Genomic DNA, 17313 nt, shown 5'->3' on the forward strand with positions numbered 1-17313 from the left:
GCACCGAGGACCCCCGACACTGCCGGCCCCCGGGCCCTGACGGCCAGCATGGACCCATGACGACGACAGCGGCACCGGCCACCACCCCGGTGGTCGGGTTCGACCAGGTGACCAAGACGTACGGGAGCGTGCGGGCCGTCGACGGCCTCTCGCTCCGGCTGTACCCGGGCGAGACCGTCGCCCTCCTCGGCCCGAACGGAGCGGGCAAGTCCACCACCCTCGACCTGCTCCTCGGGCTCAAGCACGCCGACAGCGGCTCGGTGAGCCTGTTCGGCACCGGCCCGCGCGAGGCGATCGTCGCCGGCCGGGTCGGCGCCATGCTGCAGAGCGGCGGGCTGATGGACGGGGTCACCGTCGCCGAACTGGTCAAGCTGGCCTGCTCGCTGCACCCGCGGCCGTACCCGGTGTCCGAGGTGCTGGCCCGCGCGGGCATCGCCCAGATCGCCGACCGCAAGGTGGACAAGCTCTCCGGCGGCCAGGCCCAGCGGGTCCGGTTCGCCCTGGCCACCGCCGGCGACAGCGACCTGATCATCCTGGACGAGCCGACCACCGGCATGGACGTCTCCGCCCGCCAGGCCTTCTGGGCCACCATGCGGGAACAGGCCGACCGGGGCCGTACGGTCCTCTTCGCCACCCACTACCTGGAGGAGGCCGACGCCATCGCCGACCGGGTGCTGGTGCTGCACCGCGGGCGGCTCCTCGCCGACGGCACGGCCGCCGAGATCAAGGCGAAGGCGGGCGCGCGGCGGATCTCCTTCGACCTGGAGGGCGGTATCGAGCAGGACGCCCTGCGCGGACTGCCCTTCCTCACCTCGCTCGACGTGTCCGGCCAGACCGTGCGCATTCAGTCCGCCGACGCCGACGCGACCGTGCACGCCCTGTACGGCCTCGGCCTCTACCCCCGCAATCTCGAAGTCGCCGGGCTCGGTCTGGAGCAGGCCTTCGTCGCCATCACGGAGGCCGAGGAGGCCCGGCAGTCATGAACGCCCTCATCAAGCTCGAACTGGCCCGCGCCCTGCGGAACAAGAAGTTCCTGTTCTTCTCGGTGCTCTACCCCTCGATCATCTACCTGATCTTCTCCAGCAGCGCCGGCTCGTCCGGGAAGGTCTACGGCACCGACCTGACCGTGGCCACCTACCTGATGGTCTCCATGGCCTCCTTCGGCGCCCTGACCGCCGTCCTGATGGGCAACAGCGAGCGCATCGCCAAGGAACGCGAGAGCGGCTGGGTGCGGCAGCTGCGGCTGACCCCGCTGCCCGGGCGCGGCTACGTCCTCGCCAAGACCGCGAGCGCCGCCGTGGTGAGCCTGCCGGCCATCGTCATGGTGTTCGCCGTCGCCGCCGGCATCAAGGACGTACGCCTGGACGCCTGGCAGTGGCTCGCGCTCACCGGGGTCATCTGGGCCGGCAGCCTCGTCTTCGCCGCGCTCGGCGTCGCCATCGGCTACCTCGCCTCCGGGGACGCGGTGCGCCCGATCACGATGATCGTCTACTTCGGCCTGTCGCTTCTCGGCGGCCTGTGGATGCCGTCCGCGGGCTTCCCGCAGTGGCTCCAGGACATCGCCCAGTGGCTGCCCACCCACGCGTACGCTGCCCTCGGACGCGCGATCGAACAGAGCCAGGCACCGCACACCCAGGACATCGCCGTCCTCGCCGTCTCCTTCGTCCTCTTCGCGGGCGGCGCGGCCTGGCTGTACCGGAAGGACACGCTGAAGGCGTGAGCACGATGAGGGAAGACCCGCACACCGGAACACCGACCCACGCGCCCGTGGGCTGGCCGCCCCGCAACCGGCGCGAGCTGCTGGTCAAGACGCTGTGGATCGGTGTCTGGCTGGTCTTCCTCAGCTCACCGGTCGAGGACCTGGTCGGCGGCGGGCACTCCACCGGCGCCACCGTGGCCGGGGCGGCCGGCCTCACCGTCTTCGTCGGGGTCTATCTGACGCTGGTCTTCCGCAACATGGGCCGGCCGTTCGCCCCCCGCGTGGTGCTCACCCTGGGCGGTGTCCTGGGTGTGCTCGCCCCCGTCCTGGCGTACACCCTCGGCAGCGCCTGGCTGGGCCTGTTCGTCTACCTGTCGGTCGCGTGGGGGGCCACCCTGCCGCTGCGGGCGGCGTACTGGGCCATCCCGGCGTCCGCCGTGGCGATGTACCTGATCGGCCTGCGCACCGACGAGAACGAGGCGCGGGGCCTGGTCGTGCTGGTCCTCCTCATCGGGTTCGCGATGACGGGGGTCGGCCAACTCGTCCGCACCACCATCGCGTTGCGCAAGGCCCGGGCCACCGTCGCCCAGCTGGCCGCCAACGAGGAACGCCTCCGCCTCGCCCGCGACCTGCACGACCTGCTCGGCCACTCGCTGTCGCTGATCACGCTGAAGAGCGAGCTGGCCGGCCGGATGCTGCCCGACCACCCCGACAAGGCGGCCCAGCAGGTCGCCGACATCGAACAGGTCAGCCGGCAGGCCCTGGTCGACGTCCGGGAGGCCGTCACCGGCTACCGGCGGCCCCGGCTCGCCGCCGAACTCGCCGGCGCCCAGGTCGCCCTGACCGCCGCAGGTGTCGAAGCCGAGGCACCCGCCGAACCCGACCTCGACGGTGTCGGGGAGGACGCCGAGTCCGCGCTCGCCTGGGCGCTGCGCGAGGCGATCACCAACGTGGTCCGGCACAGCGGCGCCGACCGCTGCGTCATCCGGCTGCTGCGCCGCCAGACCCTGGACGGGCCGGTGCTCGAACTCTCCGTCGAGGACAACGGATCCGGCGGTTCCGGTACGGGCCCCGGCAACGGCCTGACGGGGCTGACCGAGCGGCTGGAGAAGGCCGGCGGCGCCCTGGAGGCGGGCCGGTCCCGGCACGGGTTCCGGCTGCTCGCCCGCGTGCCCGCGAAGTCCGCGGCCGACGTAGGATCCGGGGCATGACGAGCACGATCAAGGTCCTTCTCGCCGAGGACCAGTCGATGGTCCGCGAGGCGCTGGCCGCGCTGCTCGGCCTGGAGGACGACATCGAGGTCGTCGCCCAGGTCGCGCGCGGCGACGAGGTGCTCGCGGCCGTCGGCGCGCACGGCGTGGACGTCGCGCTGCTCGACATCGAGATGCCCGGCTGCACCGGCATCGAGGCCTGCGCCCGGGTGCACCGGGAGTACCCGCGGGTCAAGCTGGTCGTGCTCACCACCTTCGGCCGGCCCGGCTATCTGCGCAGCGCGATGGAGGCGGGCGCCGACGCCTTCCTCGTCAAGGACGCGCCGGCCGCCCAGCTCGCCGAGGCGATCCGCAAGGTGCTGGCCGGCGAGCGGGTCATCGACCCCACGCTGGCCGCCGCCGCGCTCGCCGAGGGCGCGAACCCGCTCACCGAGCGCGAGCGCGAGGTCCTCCGTGCGGCGGCCGACGGCTCCACCAACGCCGAACTGGCCCGCGCCCTCCACCTCTCCCAGGGCACGGTCCGCAACTACCTGTCCACCGCCATCCAGAAACTGGCGGTACGCAACCGGGCGGAGGCGGTACGGATCGCCCGGGACAAGGGATGGCTCTGAGACGTCTCCTCAGTTGAGCTTCGCCCGCGCCGTCCCCGCCTCCTGCCGCACCTTCCGCGCCGCCGACTCGTCCACCACCTCGATCAGGTCGGCGTAGTACTCCAGTTCCTCGGCGCCCGCCACGAACTCCCCGCGCTGCACCAGCAGCTGCCCGCGCTCGTAGCGCAGCCGGGCCGGGTGGGAGGGGATGAGCAGCGCCAGCTCCACGGCCCGCAGCGCGACGTCCGACCGCTCCGGCCGCGCCGCCGCCCAGGCCCGGATGTTGTTCAGGATGCGCTGGACGACCTCCAGCGGGGGTGCCGGCTCCAGCATCGAGGGGTCCAGCGGCGCGCCCGTGGCACCCACCACCAGCAGCTCGGCGTCCGTCCCGGTCAGCACCCGGCCCGCGTCGAACGGGTCGGCCAGCACCTGCTCGGCCGCCGTGCCGAACCCGACCACGAAGTGCCCCGGCAGCGCGACCCCGTACACCGGGGCCCCCGCGCGGCGCGCGACCTCCAGCCACACCACCGACAGCAGGATCGGCAGCCCGCGCCGCCGCCGCAGCACCTCGTGCAGCAGGGAGGACTCCAGGCGCTGGTAGTCGCCCGGTGTGCCGTGGAAGCCGTAGCGGGCGCCGAGCAGCCGGCTCACGGCCTGAGCCCACGCGCGCGGCCCGCCCGGCCGGTACGGCAGCTCGCCCGCCAGCCGGTCCAGCTCCGCCTGCGCGGAGTCGATGCCGGCCTCGTCCAGCGAGCCGTCCGTCTCCGCGCCGATCAGCAGGCACAACGCCGACAGGTCCGGCCGCTCGGACCGGGCCTCCTCGGCGAAGCGCTGCCGCAGCTCGGCGGAGCGCTCCGGCGGGGGCGGATACGGGGGCGGCAGATAGGGGTGACGCATGCCAGGCTCATGCCCTTCCACGGCGGGTTCTACGGGCGTCCGGGGCCGGCGGTCTCCTCCGGCCCCCGCGCTGCCCCGGGCCGGCGGCCGGACGCGGGCTCCTCGGCCGCCCGGTAGTGGTGGTAGGCGTGGTGCGGCAGGAAGCCGAGCGCCCGGTACAGCGCCCGGCCGCCCTCGTTGTCCGTCTCCACCTGGAGCCAGGCCGCCGAGGCGCCCTCGTCCAGGGCGCGCCGGGCCAGCGCGGCCATCACCTCGGTGGCCAGCCCCTGCCGGCGCCGGCCGGGGTCCACCTCGACGGCGGCGAAACCGGCCCAGCGCCCGTCCACGACACACCGCCCGATCGCCGCCGGAGGCTCGCCCTCCGCCGCACCGGGCACGGAGGCGAACCACACCGACGGCCCGGACCCGAGCACCCGCAGGGCCACCTCGCTCATCCCCTTGCGCCGGTACCGCGCGAGCCACGCCTCGTCCGCGGTCCGGGACAGGACCACTCCCGCGCCCCCGGCCCGGTCCGCGACCGGCGCGAGAGCCGCGGTCCACAGCTCCGCGGTCACCTCCCGCACCCAGCCGCGCCGCTCCAGCTCCGCGCACAGCAGCTCCTGCGTGCCCTCGGCGCCGGTCGCGGTCTGCACGTAGGCGGGCAGGCCACGCTCGCCGTACCAGCGTCGTACGGCCGCCAGGGCCGCGTCGAGCGGAAGGCCGGGGTCGCCGAGCGGCAGCACGCTGTTGGCCCGCCGGGTGAACCCTCCGGCGGCCCGCAGCTCCCACTCCCCGAGCCGCTCGCTCTCCACCGGCCGCCAGGCGCGCGCGGCGATGTGCGCCAGCTCCGGGTAGGTGGCGGCGGGGCCCCTCCGCCGCGCCGGAGCCGCCGGCACCACTTTGCCCGCGACCAGCGTGGTTTCCGGGATTCGCACCCGTTCCCCGTCCCGGCGTGTGATCATGAGCACGCCACCGTCCCATGATGTGAGAACACCCACCGTGTCAGTGAACTTCTCCGATCCGGAACCGGTTTCCCCCAAGCGTCGTACAGAGACCCGTTTCCCCACGTCAGCTGGGGTGATTCGGACCTCCAGGCGTCCTTTCGCCGAGATTTCCACTGGTCAGTTCACCCCTCCTGTTCGGATCATGCTCCGGAACGGAGATACTAGGGGCGGGCATCGACGACGCCGCGCTCCCGCGCGCCAGGCGGCGGAGCCTGAGGAGGCCCGCCAGCGCCCTATCGAGGAGGAACGACAGCGTGACCTACGTCATCGCGCAGCCTTGTGTCGACGTCAAGGACAAGGCGTGCATCGAGGAGTGCCCGGTCGACTGCATCTACGAGGGCCAGCGGTCCTTGTACATCCACCCGGACGAATGCGTCGACTGTGGTGCCTGTGAGCCGGTCTGCCCGGTCGAGGCGATCTTCTACGAGGACGACGTCCCGGAGGAGTGGAAGGACTACTACAAGGCGAACGTCGAGTTCTTCGACGAGCTGGGCTCGCCCGGCGGTGCCAGCAAGCTGGGGCTGATCGAGCGCGACCACCCCTTCGTCGCCGCGCTGCCGCCGCAGGGCGAGTGACCGTCTAAGCGCCAAGCGGCCGCCCGCAACAGCGCCGCCTCGGTCCCGTACGGCCCGATCACCCCGATCACCGCCGCACGGGACCGAGGCGTTTGCCGCACCGTACGAAAGTGAGCCTGATTCCCGTGTCCGCAGTCTCCGACCGGCTTCCCGCCTTCCCCTGGGACAAGCTGGCCCCGTACAAGAAGACGGCCGCGGCCCACCCGGACGGCATCGTCGACCTCTCCGTGGGCACCCCGGTCGACCCGGTCCCCGATCTCGTGCAGAAGGCCCTGATCGACGCGGCCGACTCCCCGGGCTACCCGACCGTCTGGGGCACCCCCGCCCTGCGCGACGCGATCACCGGCTGGCTGGAGCGCCGCCTCGGCGCCCGCGGGATCACCCACCACCACGTCCTGCCGGTCGTCGGCTCCAAGGAACTGGTCGCCTGGCTGCCGACCCAGCTCGGCCTCGGCCCCGGCGACAGGGTGGCCTACCCGCGCCTGGCCTACCCCACCTACGAGGTCGGCGCCCGCCTGGCCCGCGCGGACCACGAGGTCTACGACGACCCGCGCGAGCTGGACCCGTCGAACCTGAAGCTGCTCTGGCTGAACTCCCCGTCCAACCCGACGGGCAAGGTGCTGTCGAAGCAGGAGCTGACCGACATCGTCGCCTGGGCCCGCGCCCACGGCGTCCTCGTCCTCTCCGACGAGTGCTACCTGGAGCTGGGCTGGGAGGCCGACCCGGTCTCGGTCCTGCACCCGGACGTCAACGGCGGCTCCTACGACGGCATCGTGGCCGTCCACTCCCTGTCCAAGCGCTCCAACCTGGCGGGCTACCGCGCGGCCTTCGTCGCCGGCGACCCGGCGGTCCTCGGCCCGCTGCTGGAGATCCGCAAGCACGGCGGCATGATGACCTCCGCGCCGACCCAGGCGGCGGTCGTCGCCGCGCTGTCCGACGACACCCACGTCCACGAGCAGCGCGCGCGCTACGCGGCCCGGCGCGAGGCCCTCCGTTCGGCCCTCCTCGCGTGCGGCTTCCGCATCGAGCACAGCGAGGCCAGCCTCTACCTGTGGGCCACCCGGGACGAGTCCTGCTGGACCACGGTCGCCCGCCTCGCCGAGCGGGGCGTCCTCGTGGCACCGGGCGACTTCTACGGCACCGCCGGCGAGAACCACGTACGCGTGGCCTTCACGGCGACGGACGAGCGCGTACGAGCGGCGGTCGCCCGCCTGACGGCGTAACCGCCCCGGCGCGGCACCGGCGCGGGACCGGCGCGGGACCGCGGCAGCGGGCGCCCGCCGGAACGCCGAGGTACTGCCGGCGTGACACAAAGGCCGACGGGGCCCAGGAGACTCCCTGGGCCCCGTCGGCGTGTGCGGCGGGGGTCAGCCGCCCAGCGGCAGCCCCTTGGCCGGCAGGGAGTCCGTCGGCAGGCCGCCCTTGGTGAGGGAGTCCGTCGGCAGCCCGCCCTTCGTGGCGCCGGAGGCGGCGTCCCCCAGGACACCGCCCGCCGTCCCGGCCGCGTCCCCCGCGGCCTTCTGCGCCACGGGCGCCGTCTTCTTCACGGCGCCGCCGCCGGTCTTGCCCGCGGCCGGCACCGTCTGCTCGACCGCCTTGCCGCCCGCGTGGCCCGCGAGCGAGGTGGCGCCCTGCGCGACACCGTCGACGGTGTTGGCGGCGTGCGCGCCGTCCAGGGCGGTCAGGCCGCCCAGGTTCGGGGTGGCCGCCGGCAGATTCGTGGCCGCTCCGGCGGAGCCGGCCGCACCGACCCCGGCAGCCGCTCCCGCTGCGACGAGCAGCGCGGCACGGGCGATCCGGCGGGTCAGAGGGAGGGACATGATGCTCCATTCGACGGGAGAGAACGGTGTAGGTGTCCGGGACCGTGTCCGGCTCGGACGCCGTGACTACCGCTCGAAGCCCGCGAAGGTTGCGGACGCCCCAGGTAAAGAATGGATAACGCATCGCATTATCAGGTGTGGATAAAAACGGGCAAAGAACGTCCGCCCGTCGGTCGTGCAGAATCCTTCCGGCCCTGTACTGCCAAGGAGTTCCGCGCTTCGTACCGCACCCGCCCGGACGGCCGGGCGCCGTCGCGCCGCGCAACCCGCCGGAGTGATCGGCCGTACTACTGTGCGGTGACGATCCGGACCGAGCCCAGGGACTGCTCCGCCCCGCCGGCCCCCTCGGAACCGGCCGTCCGCCACGCGTCGCTCTCGCTCCCCGCGGTCCACACCCGCCCCGCGTACGACACCCGCTCGATGTGCAGGGCCGAGGAGTTGGCGACCGCCCACTGCGCCAGCTGCCAGCCCCGCGCCCGCTCGCCACGCCCGGCCGCTGCCGTCTTCGCACCGCCCTGCCGCACCGGAACCGTCACCGTCCGCCCGTGCGCGGTCGCCGTCACGCTCGGCGACGGGGACGGCGACGGCACGGGCGTCCCGCCCACCACCGCACCGGTCTCCTGCAGCGCGTCCCGCCCGAAGTCCCGCACCAGCGCGTTCCGTACCGCGTCCGGACCGGTCGCCGACGCCGTGCGCTGCGGGCGCCCGTCGCAGGTCAGCGTGGCCGCCGCCCGCCCGGTCAGGGCCGCCGCGAGCAGCGTGGCGTCCCGCTCGTGCTTGGCGTACGCCTCCGGGTAGCCGCTGCGCTGCACCCGCTGCGCGGCCACCGTCAGCGGCAGACCGGTGTAGTCCGGCACCTTGGCCAGGTGCGCGTAGAAGATGCCCGCCGCGTACGACGGGTCCATGATCTGCCGTTCGGTGCCCCAGCCCTGCGAGGGCCGCTGCTGGAACAGGCCCAGCGAGTCCCGGTCGCCGTGCTCGATGTTCCGCAGCCCGGACTCCTGCAGGGCGGTCGCCAGCGCGATCGTCACGGCCCGCTCGGGCATCCCGCGCCCGGTGCCGACGGCGGCGATCGTCGCCGCGTTCACCGCCTGCTCGGGCGTGAACTCGTACGACGCCCCGTCGCCGGAGGCCGAGACCACCTTGCAGCCGCGCGCTCCGCCGCCTCCGGTGACGTACTGCACCACGAGGTACGCGGCGACACCGCACAGGACCAACAGGGCCGCGCAGACACGGAAGAGGCGACCGCGGCGCTTGGGACGGGTGGGGGACGGCTCTGACACGCGTACAAGGTACTGGAGCCCCGCCCGCCCCTCGCGGGGGGTTCCGCGGCGCGCTGCGTCCCCTCCGGCCCCGGGGGCGGCGCGCTAGGGTCGAGGCCATGGCCGACACCTCGCTTGACCTCACGCTGGACGCCGCGGCGCTCACCGCGCAGCTCGTGGACTTCCCCTCCGAGAGCGGCACCGAGAAGCCGCTCGCGGACGCCATCGAGACCGCCCTGCGCGCCCTGCCGCACCTGACCGTCGACCGCCACGGCAACAACGTGATCGCCCGGACGAACCTGGGCCGCGCCGAGCGCGTGATCCTGGCCGGTCACATCGACACCGTGCCCATCGCGGACAACGTGCCCTCGCGGCTCGACGCGGACGGCGTGCTGTGGGGCTGCGGCACCTGCGACATGAAGTCGGGCGTGGCGGTGCAGCTGCGCATCGCGGCCACGGTCCCCGCCCCCAACCGGGACCTGACCTTCGTCTTCTACGACAACGAGGAGGTCGCCGCCCACCTCAACGGTCTCAGGCATGTCGCCGAGGCCCACCCCGAGTGGCTGGCGGGCGACTTCGCGGTGCTGCTGGAGCCCTCCGACGGCGAGGTGGAGGGCGGCTGCCAGGGCACGCTGCGGGTGCTGCTGAAGACGAAGGGCGAGCGGGCCCACTCCGCGCGCGGCTGGATGGGCTCCAACGCCGTCCACGCCGCGGCCCCCGTCCTGGCCCGCCTGGCCTCCTACGAGGCGCGCCGGCCGGTCATCGACGGCCTGGAGTACCGCGAGGGCCTGAACGCGGTGCGGATCGGCGGGGGAGTGGCCGGGAACGTCATCCCGGACGAGTGCGTCGTGACGGTCAACTTCCGCTACGCCCCCGACCGCACCGAGGAGGAGGCGATCGCGCACGTCCGCGAGGTGTTCGCGGACTGCGGCGTGGAGGAGTTCACGGTCGACGACCACAGCCCCGGCGCGCTGCCCGGTCTCTCCCACCCGGCCGCCGTGGCCTTCATCGAGGCGGTCGGCGGCACCCCGAAGCCCAAGTACGGCTGGACGGACGTGTCCCGTTTCTCCGCGCTCGGCATCCCCGCGGTCAACTACGGCCCCGGCAACCCCCACTTGGCCCACAAGCGCGACGAGCGGGTGGACACCGCGAAGATCCTCGCGGGCGAGGAGCGGCTGCGGAACTGGCTCACCGCCTAGGGTCCCGGGCGGCGCCGGTGCATGTCGGACACGCGCAGGTCCCCCCTCCGTAACCCGGGTGGATCTAGTCTGAGATCGAACTGCCCGCAAGCGGAGGGAGCGCACATGGCTACCGGCAACCCCGAGGGGAAGAAGCAGCCGCCGGACGAGCAGCGGCTCGGACCGGTCCTCCGGCGGCGGGGCCAGGTGACGGCCAGCACGACCGACCAGCGCCTGCTGGACGAGCGCGCCCCCACGGACTGGGTCCACACCGACCCCTGGCGGGTCCTGCGTATCCAGTCGGAGTTCATCGAGGGCTTCGGCACCCTCGCCGAACTCCCCCCCGCCATCAGCGTCTTCGGCTCGGCGCGGACACCGGTGGACTCACCGGAGTACGACGCGGGGGTGCGGCTCGGCCGCGGGCTGGTGCAGGCCGGCTGGGCGGTCATCACCGGCGGCGGCCCGGGAGCCATGGAGGCGGCCAACAAGGGGGCGTGCGAGGCGGGCGGCATCTCGGTCGGCCTCGGCATCGAGCTGCCCTTCGAGCAGGGCCTGAACCCGTACGTCGACATCGGGCTGAACTTTCGCTACTTCTTCGTGCGAAAAATGATGTTCGTGAAATATGCCCAAGGCTTCGTGGTCCTGCCCGGCGGCCTCGGCACCCTCGACGAACTCTTCGAGGCCCTGACCCTCGTCCAGACCCAGAAGGTCACCCGCTTCCCGATCGTCCTGTTCGGCACCGAGTACTGGGGCGGCCTGGTGGACTGGCTGCGGAACACCCTGGTGGCCCAGGGCAAGGCGGCGGAGAAGGACCTGCTGCTCTTCCACGTGACGGACGACGTGGAGGAGGCGGTGGCCCTGGTCTCGAAGGAGGCGGGCCGCTAGCACGGCGCTTCACCCCGGGGGCCCGTCCCCCCGGGGCTCGTCCTCCGGCGGCCGTCCCCCGGGATTCGTCCGCCGGGTCAGGCCAGACCCCGCCGGGCCACCGCAGGGGGCCGGTGACCGGCGATGGACGCCACCATGTCCAGCACCTGGCGGGTCTCCGCCACCTCGTGCACCCGGTACACCTGCGCCCCGAGCCACGCGGAGACCGCGGTCGTCGCGAGCGTACCGATCAGCCGTTCCTTCACCGGCCGGTCCAGCGTCTCGCCGACGAAGTCCTTGTTGGACAGCGAGACCAGCACCGGCCAGCCCGTTGCCGCCATCTCGTCCAGCCGCCGCGTCGCCTCCAGGCTGTGCCGGGTGTTCTTCCCGAAGTCGTGCCCGGGATCGATCAGCACGGACTCCCGCGGCACACCGAGCGCCACCGCCCGCTCGGCCAGCCCCACGGTCACCGCGAGGATGTCGGCCATGACGTCGTCGTACGTCACCCGGTGCGGACGCGTACGCGGCTCCACACCCCCGGCATGCGTGCACACCAGCCCCACCCCGTACCGCGCCGCGACCTCCGCGAGCCCGGGGTCGACCCCGCCCCACGCGTCGTTCAGCAGATCAGCGCCGGCCTCGCACACGGCCTCGCCGACCTCGGCCCGCCAGGTGTCCACACTGATGATCACATCGGGGAACCGGCGCCGTACCTCCGCGACGAAACCGACCGTCCGGCGCGCCTCCTCCTCGGCCGTGACCTCCTCGCCGGGGCCGGCCTTCACCCCGCCGATGTCGATGATCGCGGCGCCCTCGGCCACCGCCTGCTCCACCCGGGCGAGGGCCGGCTCGTCGCGGAAGGTGGCTCCCTGGTCGTAGAAGGAGTCCGGCGTCCGGTTGACGATCGCCATGATCACCGGCTCGTGCGGGCCGAATTCCCGCCTGCCCAGCCTGAGCATCCGCTGTGACCTCTCCTAGTACGTTCCGCAGTACGGCCGCCTGTGACCCTAACTGTCAGAGTCGCATGGCACGATCGGACCCTGACAGATTCGGCATCCGGCACAGTGTCCGGTACGAGCGTGGGGACCCCGAGGCGATGATGATGTTCTTGTTCCTGGTCGTCGCGCTGGCCGTCGTGGTCGGCGGGGTGACCCTGGCCGTGGTGGGCGGCGGCGAGAGCGCCCCGCTCCCCGAGGTGGCACCGGAGCGCCTGAGGGACCCGCTGCCCGTCGACCGCCCGGTGGGCGCCGCGGACGTGGAGAGCCTGCGCTTCCCGGTCGCCCCGCGCGGCTACCGCATGGCCGACGTGGACGACGCCCTCGGCCGGCTCGGCGCGGAACTGGCGGAGCGGGACGCCCGCATCGCCGACCTGGAGTCCGCGCTGGCCGGTGCCAGAGCCGCCGCCACGCACGCGCCCCCCGCACCGCACGCCCGGCCCGGGACGGGCGAGGGCCCGGAGGGCGGACGATGACCACCGGAGCGGCCGCCGTCGGGCCGGACGGGGCCCTGCGCTGCCCCTGGGCCCTGTCCACCGACGACTACGTGACGTACCACGACGAGGAGTGGGGCCGCCCGGTCCACGGCGACGACGCCCTCTTCGAGCGGCTCAGCCTGGAGGCCTTCCAGTCCGGGCTGTCCTGGATCACCATCCTGCGCCGCCGCCCGGGCTTCCGCGCGGCCTTCGCCGGCTTCCGTATCGAGAAGGTCGCCGCCTTCACCGACACCGACCGCGAACGCCTCCTGGCCGACCCGGGCATCATCCGTAACCGCGCCAAGATCGACGCCACCCTCGCCAACGCCCGCGTCCTCGCCGACTGGGCCGAGGGCGACCTGGACGAGCTGATCTGGTCCCACGCCCCCGACCCGGCGACCCGCCCGGCCCCCAGGACGCTCGCGGACGTCCCGGCGGTCACTCCGGAGTCGACCGCGCTGTCCACGGCCCTGAAGAAACGGGGCCTGAGATTCGTCGGCCCGACCACGGCGTACGCGCTGATGCAGGCCTGCGGTCTGGTCGACGACCACCTGGAGGCCTGCGTGGCCCGCGGCGCCGGGTAGGCAAGGGGCGGGCTACCGCCCCAGGTACTTGGGCCGCTCCTTGTTCACGAACGCCTGGACGGCGATGGCGTGGTCCTCGGACTGCCCGGCCCGGGTCTGCAGCTCGTCCTCCTTCTCCAGCGTCTCCGCGAGCGAGTGCGTCAGCCCGTAGGCCACCGCCTCCTTGATCGCCGCGTACGCCACCGTCGGCCCCTCGGCCAGCGCCCGCGCCACCTTCTCGGCCTCGGCGCGCAGCTCCGCGGCGGGGACGACCCGGTTGGCGATGCCCAGCTCCAGCGCGTCCTGGGCGCTGATGCTGCGCGGGAAGAGCAGCAGGTCGGCGGCGCGGCTCGGGCCGATCACGCGGGGCAGCGTCCAGGAGATGCCGGAGTCGGCGGTGAGGGCCACGCCGGCGAAGGACGTGTTGAACGAGGCGGTGTCGGCGACGACGCGGTAGTCCGCGGTGAGCGCGAAGCCGAAGCCGGCCCCGGCCGCGACGCCGTTCACCGCGGCGACCACCGGCTTCGCCGCCCCGGCGAGGGCCCGCACGATCGGGTTGTAGTGCTCCTTGACCGTGCTCATCGTCTGCCCCGACCCGGTCTCCCGGTCCTGGGCGAGCAGCCCGATGTGCTCCTTGAGGTCCTGGCCCACGCAGAACGCCCGCTCCCCGGCCGCGGTCAGCAGAATCGCCCGTACGGCCGTGTCGGCGGCCGCCGATTCCGCCGCCTCGCGGAGGGCGACCTTGGTCGCGATGTTCAGCGCGTTCATCGCCTCGGGGCGGTTCAGCGTGATCGTCGCGAGCCCGTCGCTCACCTCGTAGAGCACGGTGTCGGCCATGGCGCATCCCCTCCGGTCCAGCGGCTGGTGACGTACCGCTCAGTACGTCCATCTATGAGGACAGCATGGCGGAGATCGCCGTCCAAGAGCCGGACCGGACGTGTGACCTGCGTCAAAGAAAACCGGAGCGGAGTCCGTCGGCGGACCTTCGTGCGGCGGCGCAGTATCGCAGCCACATCGCCGAATTGGGTGGTTTTGCTCGCGCGCGTTGCCCAAGCGATGCCGACCGATGTTGGTCATCGGGTCGTGCGATGCGGGATAATGGCTGGGAAGCAATGTGTTCGATGCCGGTGTCGCGTGTCCGTTTCGGATGGCGGGTGCCCTTCCGGGGCCGTCGGCAGACGATGAGCTGGTTTCAGGAAGGGGAACGAGCATGGCGGCCATGAAGCCGCGGACGGGTGATGGCCCGCTCGAGGTGACCAAGGAGGGGCGGGGCATCGTCATGCGCGTTCCGCTCGAAGGCGGCGGTCGACTCGTCGTCGAGCTGACCCCTGACGAGGCCGAGGCGCTTGGCGACGCCCTCAAGAAGGTCGTCGCCTGACGTCCCAGCGATCAGTCCTTCCGGCTGCCCCGGCATCGTACGCGGTGCCGGGGCAGCCGCGTTCGGCCGCCTCCGGCCGCGGGGTCACCGTTTGACGGCGCACAGCAGGCCGTCGCCCACCGGCAGCAGCGAGGAGACCAGCTCCTGGCTCTCGCGGACCGTGCGCAGCAGCTCGCGCAGCCGCAGCACCTCGGTCGGCTGCGGCCCCGAGTCGACCGTACGGCCGCCCGCGAAGACGCCCTCGAAGACCACCAGGCCGCCCGGCCGCAGCAGACGCAACGATTCCGCGAGGTAGTCCGGGTACTCGAGGCGGTCCCCGTCGCAGAAGACGAGGTCGTAGCCGGCGTCCGCGAGACGCGGGAGCACGTCCAGGGCGCCGCCCGGGATGAACCGGGCCCGGTTGCTGGCGAAGCCGCAGAGCCGGAAGGCCTGCCGGGCGAACTGCTGGTGCTCCGGCTCCGGGTCCACCGTGGTGAGCACCCCGTCCGGCCGCATCCCGTGCAGCAGATGGATCCCGGACACACCGCAGCCCGTGCCGATCTCCGCGACCGCCTTCGCGTCCACGGAGGCGGCGAGCAGGCGCAGCGCGGCGCCCGTGCTGGGCGACACCGAGCGCAGCCCCGCCTCGCGGGCCCGGTCGCGGGCCCAGTGCAGCGCTTCGTCCTCGGCGACAAAGGCGTCGGCGAACGCCCAGCTCGTCTGCCGGTTGCCGGTAATGACCCTCTCCTGTCCCCGTGGTTGCCTGGGCGTGACTGTATCCGTTGGCGACGGGAACCCGCAGATGGGACCGGGCGTTTAAAGGGAAGGGCCGGTGGTCGGAGACGCGACGGGGGGGGCGAGAGGTGGAGCAGGGCACCGAGCAACTGCTGACGCAGCGGCATGAGCCGTATCAGCGTGTATCAAATTCTCGTAAAACCGCTTATCCGGAGCTAACGGGCGAGGTGGCTATGGTAGGGGCTCCACTGGACACCACCAGAGCCGACAGGGGAGGTGCGGCTGCGCCCGGGGACCGGGGCGGAGTGCTGCGGCGCTTCCTCGGGTCGGCGGGCAGGCCGAAATCCGTGACCGACACCGCTGCTGACAGCCACGCCGGCGGTCCCGCCGCAGGCGAGACCCAGACCGCGACCTTCGCCACCGACGCGGACGGGCAGGCGTGGACTCCGCCCACGTGGGACGAGATCGTCAGCACGCACAGCGGCCGCGTCTACCGGCTCGCCTACCGTCTGACGGGCAACCAGCACGACGCCGAGGACCTCACCCAGGAGGTCTTCGTCCGCGTCTTCCGCTCCCTGTCCACGTACTCGCCGGGCACCTTCGAGGGCTGGCTGCACCGCATCACCACGAACCTCTTCCTGGACATGGTCCGGCGCAAGCAGCGCATCCGCTTCGACGCCCTCGGCGAGGACGCGGCCGAGCGCCTGCCCAGCCGCGAGCCCACCCCGCAACAGCTGTTCAACGACGCCCACTTCGACGCCGACGTCCAGCAGGCCCTCGACACCCTCGCGCCCGAGTTCCGCGCCGCCGTCGTCCTGTGCGACATCGAAGGACTGTCGTACGAGGAGATCGCCGCGACCCTCGGCGTGAAGCTCGGCACCGTCCGCTCCCGTATCCACCGCGGCCGGTCCCAGCTCCGCAAGGCCCTCGCGCACCGCTCCCCGGAGGCCCGCGCGGCCGAGCGGCGCTCCTTCCTGGCCCGGGTCCCCGCTCTGGGAGGAGGGGGCGCGACCGCGTGAGTGGATCTCGGCCGAAACCTGTCGAGGCACGCCTCGCAGAGCAGCACCTGGGAGACCGGCTCTCCGCCCTGGTGGACGGAGAGCTGGGTCATGAGACGCGTGAGCGTGTCCTCGCGCACCTGGCCACCTGCGCCCGGTGCAAGGCGGAGGCGGACGCCCAGCGCGCACTGAAGAACGTCTTCGCGGAGGCGGCCCCGCCGTCGCCCTCGGCGAGCTTCCTGGCCCGCCTCCAGGGCCTCCCCGGGGGAGGTGACCTGGACGGCGGCGGCACGCCGTCGCCCGGGGGCGGACTCCTCGGCGCCGGACCCGCCGGATCCTCCGGACCGTCGGGATCCTCCGGACCCTCCGGGGCGTTCGGGGTGAGGCGCGGCGAGCGACTCCCGTTCGGGTACGCCGCCGCCCGCGCCCACGGCTTCGCCCCGGCCGGTGCGGACCGTCCGGCGGCCCCGGAGGACCGCGGCTTCCGCATCCACCCCGTCGGCCGCCCGGACGACGGCCGCCCTGGCTCGCGCGGGCTGCGCTTCGCGTTCGCCGCCGCCGGTGCGGTGTCGCTGGCCGCGGTCGCCCTCGGCGGCGTGACCACCGCCATCCCCGGCGACCTGACCACCGACGCCCGGGGCGGCTCCGGCGCGGGCAGCAATGTGACCCCGGTCCGCTCGGCGGGCACCGGCTCCGGCGGGGGCGCGGCCACGCCGGACAGCCAGCGCCGCCGCCCGGTGGGACCTCTGCTGGCCCAGGGCGGCATGCTCGCCGGCCCGGCCCCGGTGGCACCGACCAGCCTGTCCGCGCCGCTGCTGCCCGGGGTGCCGGACCCCGCCGCCGGGCAGGGCCGCACCGAGGCGGTGCGCGGCCTGACGGCGCCGCTGCTGGCCGGTGCGGCGGCCGTCTCCCCGCTGATACGCCGGCTGGACGAGGCCGTGCCCCTTCCGCTCACCGACTGGTCCACCACCCCCGGAGTCGCCGGCTCCGGTCTGCTGTCCGCCCTCGTCCCCGACACCACGCCCGGCACCGCCCCCGCTCCCTCCGCCTCGCCGGCCGCTCCCGCCGCGCCCCGGCCGTCGCCCTGACCGGTCACTGCGCCACGGCCCG

At 73.5% G+C, this 17313-nt stretch carries 20 protein-coding genes; 13 read left to right on the forward strand and 7 right to left on the reverse strand.

Annotation, left to right across the window (positions count from 1 at the left end; genetic code table 11):
- Positions 1-56: 56 nt before the first annotated feature.
- Genes IEZ20_RS23705 through IEZ20_RS23720 form a run of 4 tightly spaced genes read left to right on the forward strand, consistent with a single transcriptional unit; the run spans position 57 to position 3521 of the window.
- Complete coding sequence (locus IEZ20_RS23705; protein WP_189302048.1) at positions 57-983, forward strand: ABC transporter ATP-binding protein; 927 nt, start codon at positions 57-59, stop codon at positions 981-983.
- Entirely contained in the window at positions 980-1720 is a 741-nt protein-coding gene (locus tag IEZ20_RS23710) for an ABC transporter permease (protein ID WP_189302050.1), read from the forward strand. Before IEZ20_RS23705 ends, IEZ20_RS23710 begins: the two co-directional genes overlap by 4 nt.
- A gap of 5 nt (positions 1721-1725) precedes the next feature.
- A complete protein-coding gene (locus IEZ20_RS23715) occupies positions 1726-2910 on the forward strand; it encodes a sensor histidine kinase (RefSeq protein WP_189302257.1) in 1185 nt (394 codons plus the stop codon).
- Positions 2907-3521 (forward strand): response regulator transcription factor, encoded by a 615-nt coding sequence (locus tag IEZ20_RS23720; RefSeq protein ID WP_189302052.1) that lies wholly within the window; start codon positions 2907-2909, stop codon positions 3519-3521. Before IEZ20_RS23715 ends, IEZ20_RS23720 begins: the two co-directional genes overlap by 4 nt.
- A 9-nt stretch (positions 3522-3530) precedes the next feature.
- Here the strand turns inward: IEZ20_RS23720 and IEZ20_RS23725 are convergent, their stop codons facing one another.
- Positions 3531-4397, reverse strand: a complete 867-nt coding sequence (locus IEZ20_RS23725; protein WP_189302054.1) for a SirB1 family protein — start codon at positions 4395-4397, stop codon at positions 3531-3533.
- A 29-nt stretch (positions 4398-4426) separates the two neighbouring features.
- Entirely contained in the window at positions 4427-5494 is a 1068-nt protein-coding gene (locus IEZ20_RS23730) for a GNAT family N-acetyltransferase (protein WP_189302056.1), read from the reverse strand.
- A gap of 140 nt (positions 5495-5634) precedes the next feature.
- Between IEZ20_RS23730 and fdxA the strand changes: the two genes are divergently transcribed.
- Positions 5635-5955, forward strand: a complete 321-nt coding sequence (gene fdxA, locus IEZ20_RS23735; RefSeq protein ID WP_014674796.1) for a ferredoxin — start codon at positions 5635-5637, stop codon at positions 5953-5955.
- Positions 5956-6080: 125 nt separating this feature from the next.
- Complete coding sequence (locus IEZ20_RS23740) at positions 6081-7178, forward strand: bifunctional succinyldiaminopimelate transaminase/glutamate-prephenate aminotransferase (protein WP_189302058.1); 1098 nt, start codon at positions 6081-6083, stop codon at positions 7176-7178.
- Between the two features lie 144 nt (positions 7179-7322).
- On the opposite strand, the gene IEZ20_RS23745 is transcribed toward IEZ20_RS23740, so the two are convergent.
- Positions 7323-7775, reverse strand: a complete 453-nt coding sequence (locus IEZ20_RS23745) for an ATP-binding protein (RefSeq protein ID WP_189302060.1) — start codon at positions 7773-7775, stop codon at positions 7323-7325.
- A 287-nt stretch (positions 7776-8062) separates the two neighbouring features.
- Positions 8063-9058, reverse strand: a complete 996-nt coding sequence (locus IEZ20_RS23750) for a VldE C-terminal domain-containing protein (RefSeq protein WP_189302062.1) — start codon at positions 9056-9058, stop codon at positions 8063-8065.
- A 98-nt stretch (positions 9059-9156) separates the two neighbouring features.
- On the opposite strand from IEZ20_RS23750, the gene dapE reads away from it, so the two are divergent.
- The gene (gene dapE, locus IEZ20_RS23755) at positions 9157-10236 is read left to right on the forward strand and encodes a succinyl-diaminopimelate desuccinylase (RefSeq protein WP_189302064.1); all 1080 of its coding nucleotides are present in this window, start codon (positions 9157-9159) and stop codon (positions 10234-10236) included.
- 105 nt (positions 10237-10341) lie between these two features.
- Positions 10342-11100 carry an LOG family protein gene (locus IEZ20_RS23760; protein WP_189302066.1) on the forward strand — a complete coding sequence of 253 codons (759 nt, stop codon included), beginning with the start codon at positions 10342-10344 and terminating at the stop codon, positions 11098-11100.
- Positions 11101-11177: 77 nt separating this feature from the next.
- On the opposite strand, the gene folP is transcribed toward IEZ20_RS23760, so the two are convergent.
- On the reverse strand, positions 11178-12038 hold the full coding sequence (gene folP / locus IEZ20_RS23765; RefSeq protein WP_189302068.1) for a dihydropteroate synthase: 861 nt from the start codon (positions 12036-12038) through the stop codon (positions 11178-11180).
- 137 nt (positions 12039-12175) lie between these two features.
- On the opposite strand from folP, the gene IEZ20_RS23770 reads away from it, so the two are divergent.
- Together IEZ20_RS23770 and IEZ20_RS23775 are read left to right on the forward strand one after the other, a co-directional pair.
- Positions 12176-12550 carry a DivIVA domain-containing protein gene (locus tag IEZ20_RS23770; protein ID WP_189302071.1) on the forward strand — a complete coding sequence of 125 codons (375 nt, stop codon included), beginning with the start codon at positions 12176-12178 and terminating at the stop codon, positions 12548-12550.
- The gene (locus IEZ20_RS23775) at positions 12547-13134 is read left to right on the forward strand and encodes a DNA-3-methyladenine glycosylase I (protein WP_189302073.1); all 588 of its coding nucleotides are present in this window, start codon (positions 12547-12549) and stop codon (positions 13132-13134) included. The genes IEZ20_RS23770 and IEZ20_RS23775 overlap by 4 nt, the downstream gene beginning before the upstream one ends.
- A gap of 12 nt (positions 13135-13146) precedes the next feature.
- On the opposite strand, the gene chcB is transcribed toward IEZ20_RS23775, so the two are convergent.
- Positions 13147-13950, reverse strand: coding sequence for a 2-cyclohexenylcarbonyl CoA isomerase (gene chcB, locus IEZ20_RS23780; RefSeq protein ID WP_189302075.1), 804 nt, complete (start codon positions 13948-13950; stop codon positions 13147-13149).
- Between the two features lie 373 nt (positions 13951-14323).
- Here chcB and IEZ20_RS23785 point away from each other — a divergent pair, with 373 nt between their 5' ends.
- On the forward strand, positions 14324-14491 hold the full coding sequence (locus IEZ20_RS23785; RefSeq protein ID WP_107121748.1) for a DUF3117 domain-containing protein: 168 nt from the start codon (positions 14324-14326) through the stop codon (positions 14489-14491).
- Positions 14492-14575: 84 nt separating this feature from the next.
- On the opposite strand, the gene IEZ20_RS23790 is transcribed toward IEZ20_RS23785, so the two are convergent.
- A complete protein-coding gene (locus IEZ20_RS23790; RefSeq protein WP_305809433.1) occupies positions 14576-15274 on the reverse strand; it encodes an O-methyltransferase in 699 nt (232 codons plus the stop codon).
- Positions 15275-15510: 236 nt separating this feature from the next.
- Between IEZ20_RS23790 and sigE the strand changes: the two genes are divergently transcribed.
- Positions 15511-16224, forward strand: coding sequence for an RNA polymerase sigma factor SigE (sigE, locus tag IEZ20_RS23795; protein ID WP_189302077.1), 714 nt, complete (start codon positions 15511-15513; stop codon positions 16222-16224).
- A complete protein-coding gene (locus IEZ20_RS23800) occupies positions 16221-17291 on the forward strand; it encodes an anti-sigma factor (RefSeq protein WP_189302080.1) in 1071 nt (356 codons plus the stop codon). The genes sigE and IEZ20_RS23800 overlap by 4 nt, the downstream gene beginning before the upstream one ends.
- Positions 17292-17313 lie beyond the last annotated feature (22 nt).

Source organism: Streptomyces cinerochromogenes, from assembly GCF_014648635.1.
GTDB lineage: Bacteria > Actinomycetota > Actinomycetes > Streptomycetales > Streptomycetaceae > Streptomyces > Streptomyces cinerochromogenes.

Excerpts from the sequence above, each read along its gene's own strand:
- IEZ20_RS23705 (WP_189302048.1), top strand. The coding sequence starts at position 57 with ATGACGACGACAGCGGCACCGGCCACCACCCCGGTGGTCGGGTTCGAC.
- IEZ20_RS23785 (WP_107121748.1), top strand. The coding sequence starts at position 14,324 with ATGGCGGCCATGAAGCCGCGGACGGGTGATGGCCCGCTCGAGGTGACC.
- IEZ20_RS23715 (WP_189302257.1), top strand. The coding sequence starts at position 1,726 with ATGAGGGAAGACCCGCACACCGGAACACCGACCCACGCGCCCGTGGGC.
- IEZ20_RS23770 (WP_189302071.1), top strand. The coding sequence starts at position 12,176 with ATGATGATGTTCTTGTTCCTGGTCGTCGCGCTGGCCGTCGTGGTCGGC.
- IEZ20_RS23725 (WP_189302054.1), bottom strand. The coding sequence starts at position 4,397 with ATGCGTCACCCCTATCTGCCGCCCCCGTATCCGCCCCCGCCGGAGCGC.
- dapE (WP_189302064.1), top strand. The coding sequence starts at position 9,157 with ATGGCCGACACCTCGCTTGACCTCACGCTGGACGCCGCGGCGCTCACC.
- IEZ20_RS23775 (WP_189302073.1), top strand. The coding sequence starts at position 12,547 with ATGACCACCGGAGCGGCCGCCGTCGGGCCGGACGGGGCCCTGCGCTGC.
- chcB (WP_189302075.1), bottom strand. The coding sequence starts at position 13,950 with ATGGCCGACACCGTGCTCTACGAGGTGAGCGACGGGCTCGCGACGATC.
- IEZ20_RS23745 (WP_189302060.1), bottom strand. The coding sequence starts at position 7,775 with ATGTCCCTCCCTCTGACCCGCCGGATCGCCCGTGCCGCGCTGCTCGTC.
- IEZ20_RS23760 (WP_189302066.1), top strand. The coding sequence starts at position 10,342 with ATGGCTACCGGCAACCCCGAGGGGAAGAAGCAGCCGCCGGACGAGCAG.
- folP (WP_189302068.1), bottom strand. The coding sequence starts at position 12,038 with ATGCTCAGGCTGGGCAGGCGGGAATTCGGCCCGCACGAGCCGGTGATC.
- IEZ20_RS23720 (WP_189302052.1), top strand. The coding sequence starts at position 2,907 with ATGACGAGCACGATCAAGGTCCTTCTCGCCGAGGACCAGTCGATGGTC.
- IEZ20_RS23710 (WP_189302050.1), top strand. The coding sequence starts at position 980 with ATGAACGCCCTCATCAAGCTCGAACTGGCCCGCGCCCTGCGGAACAAG.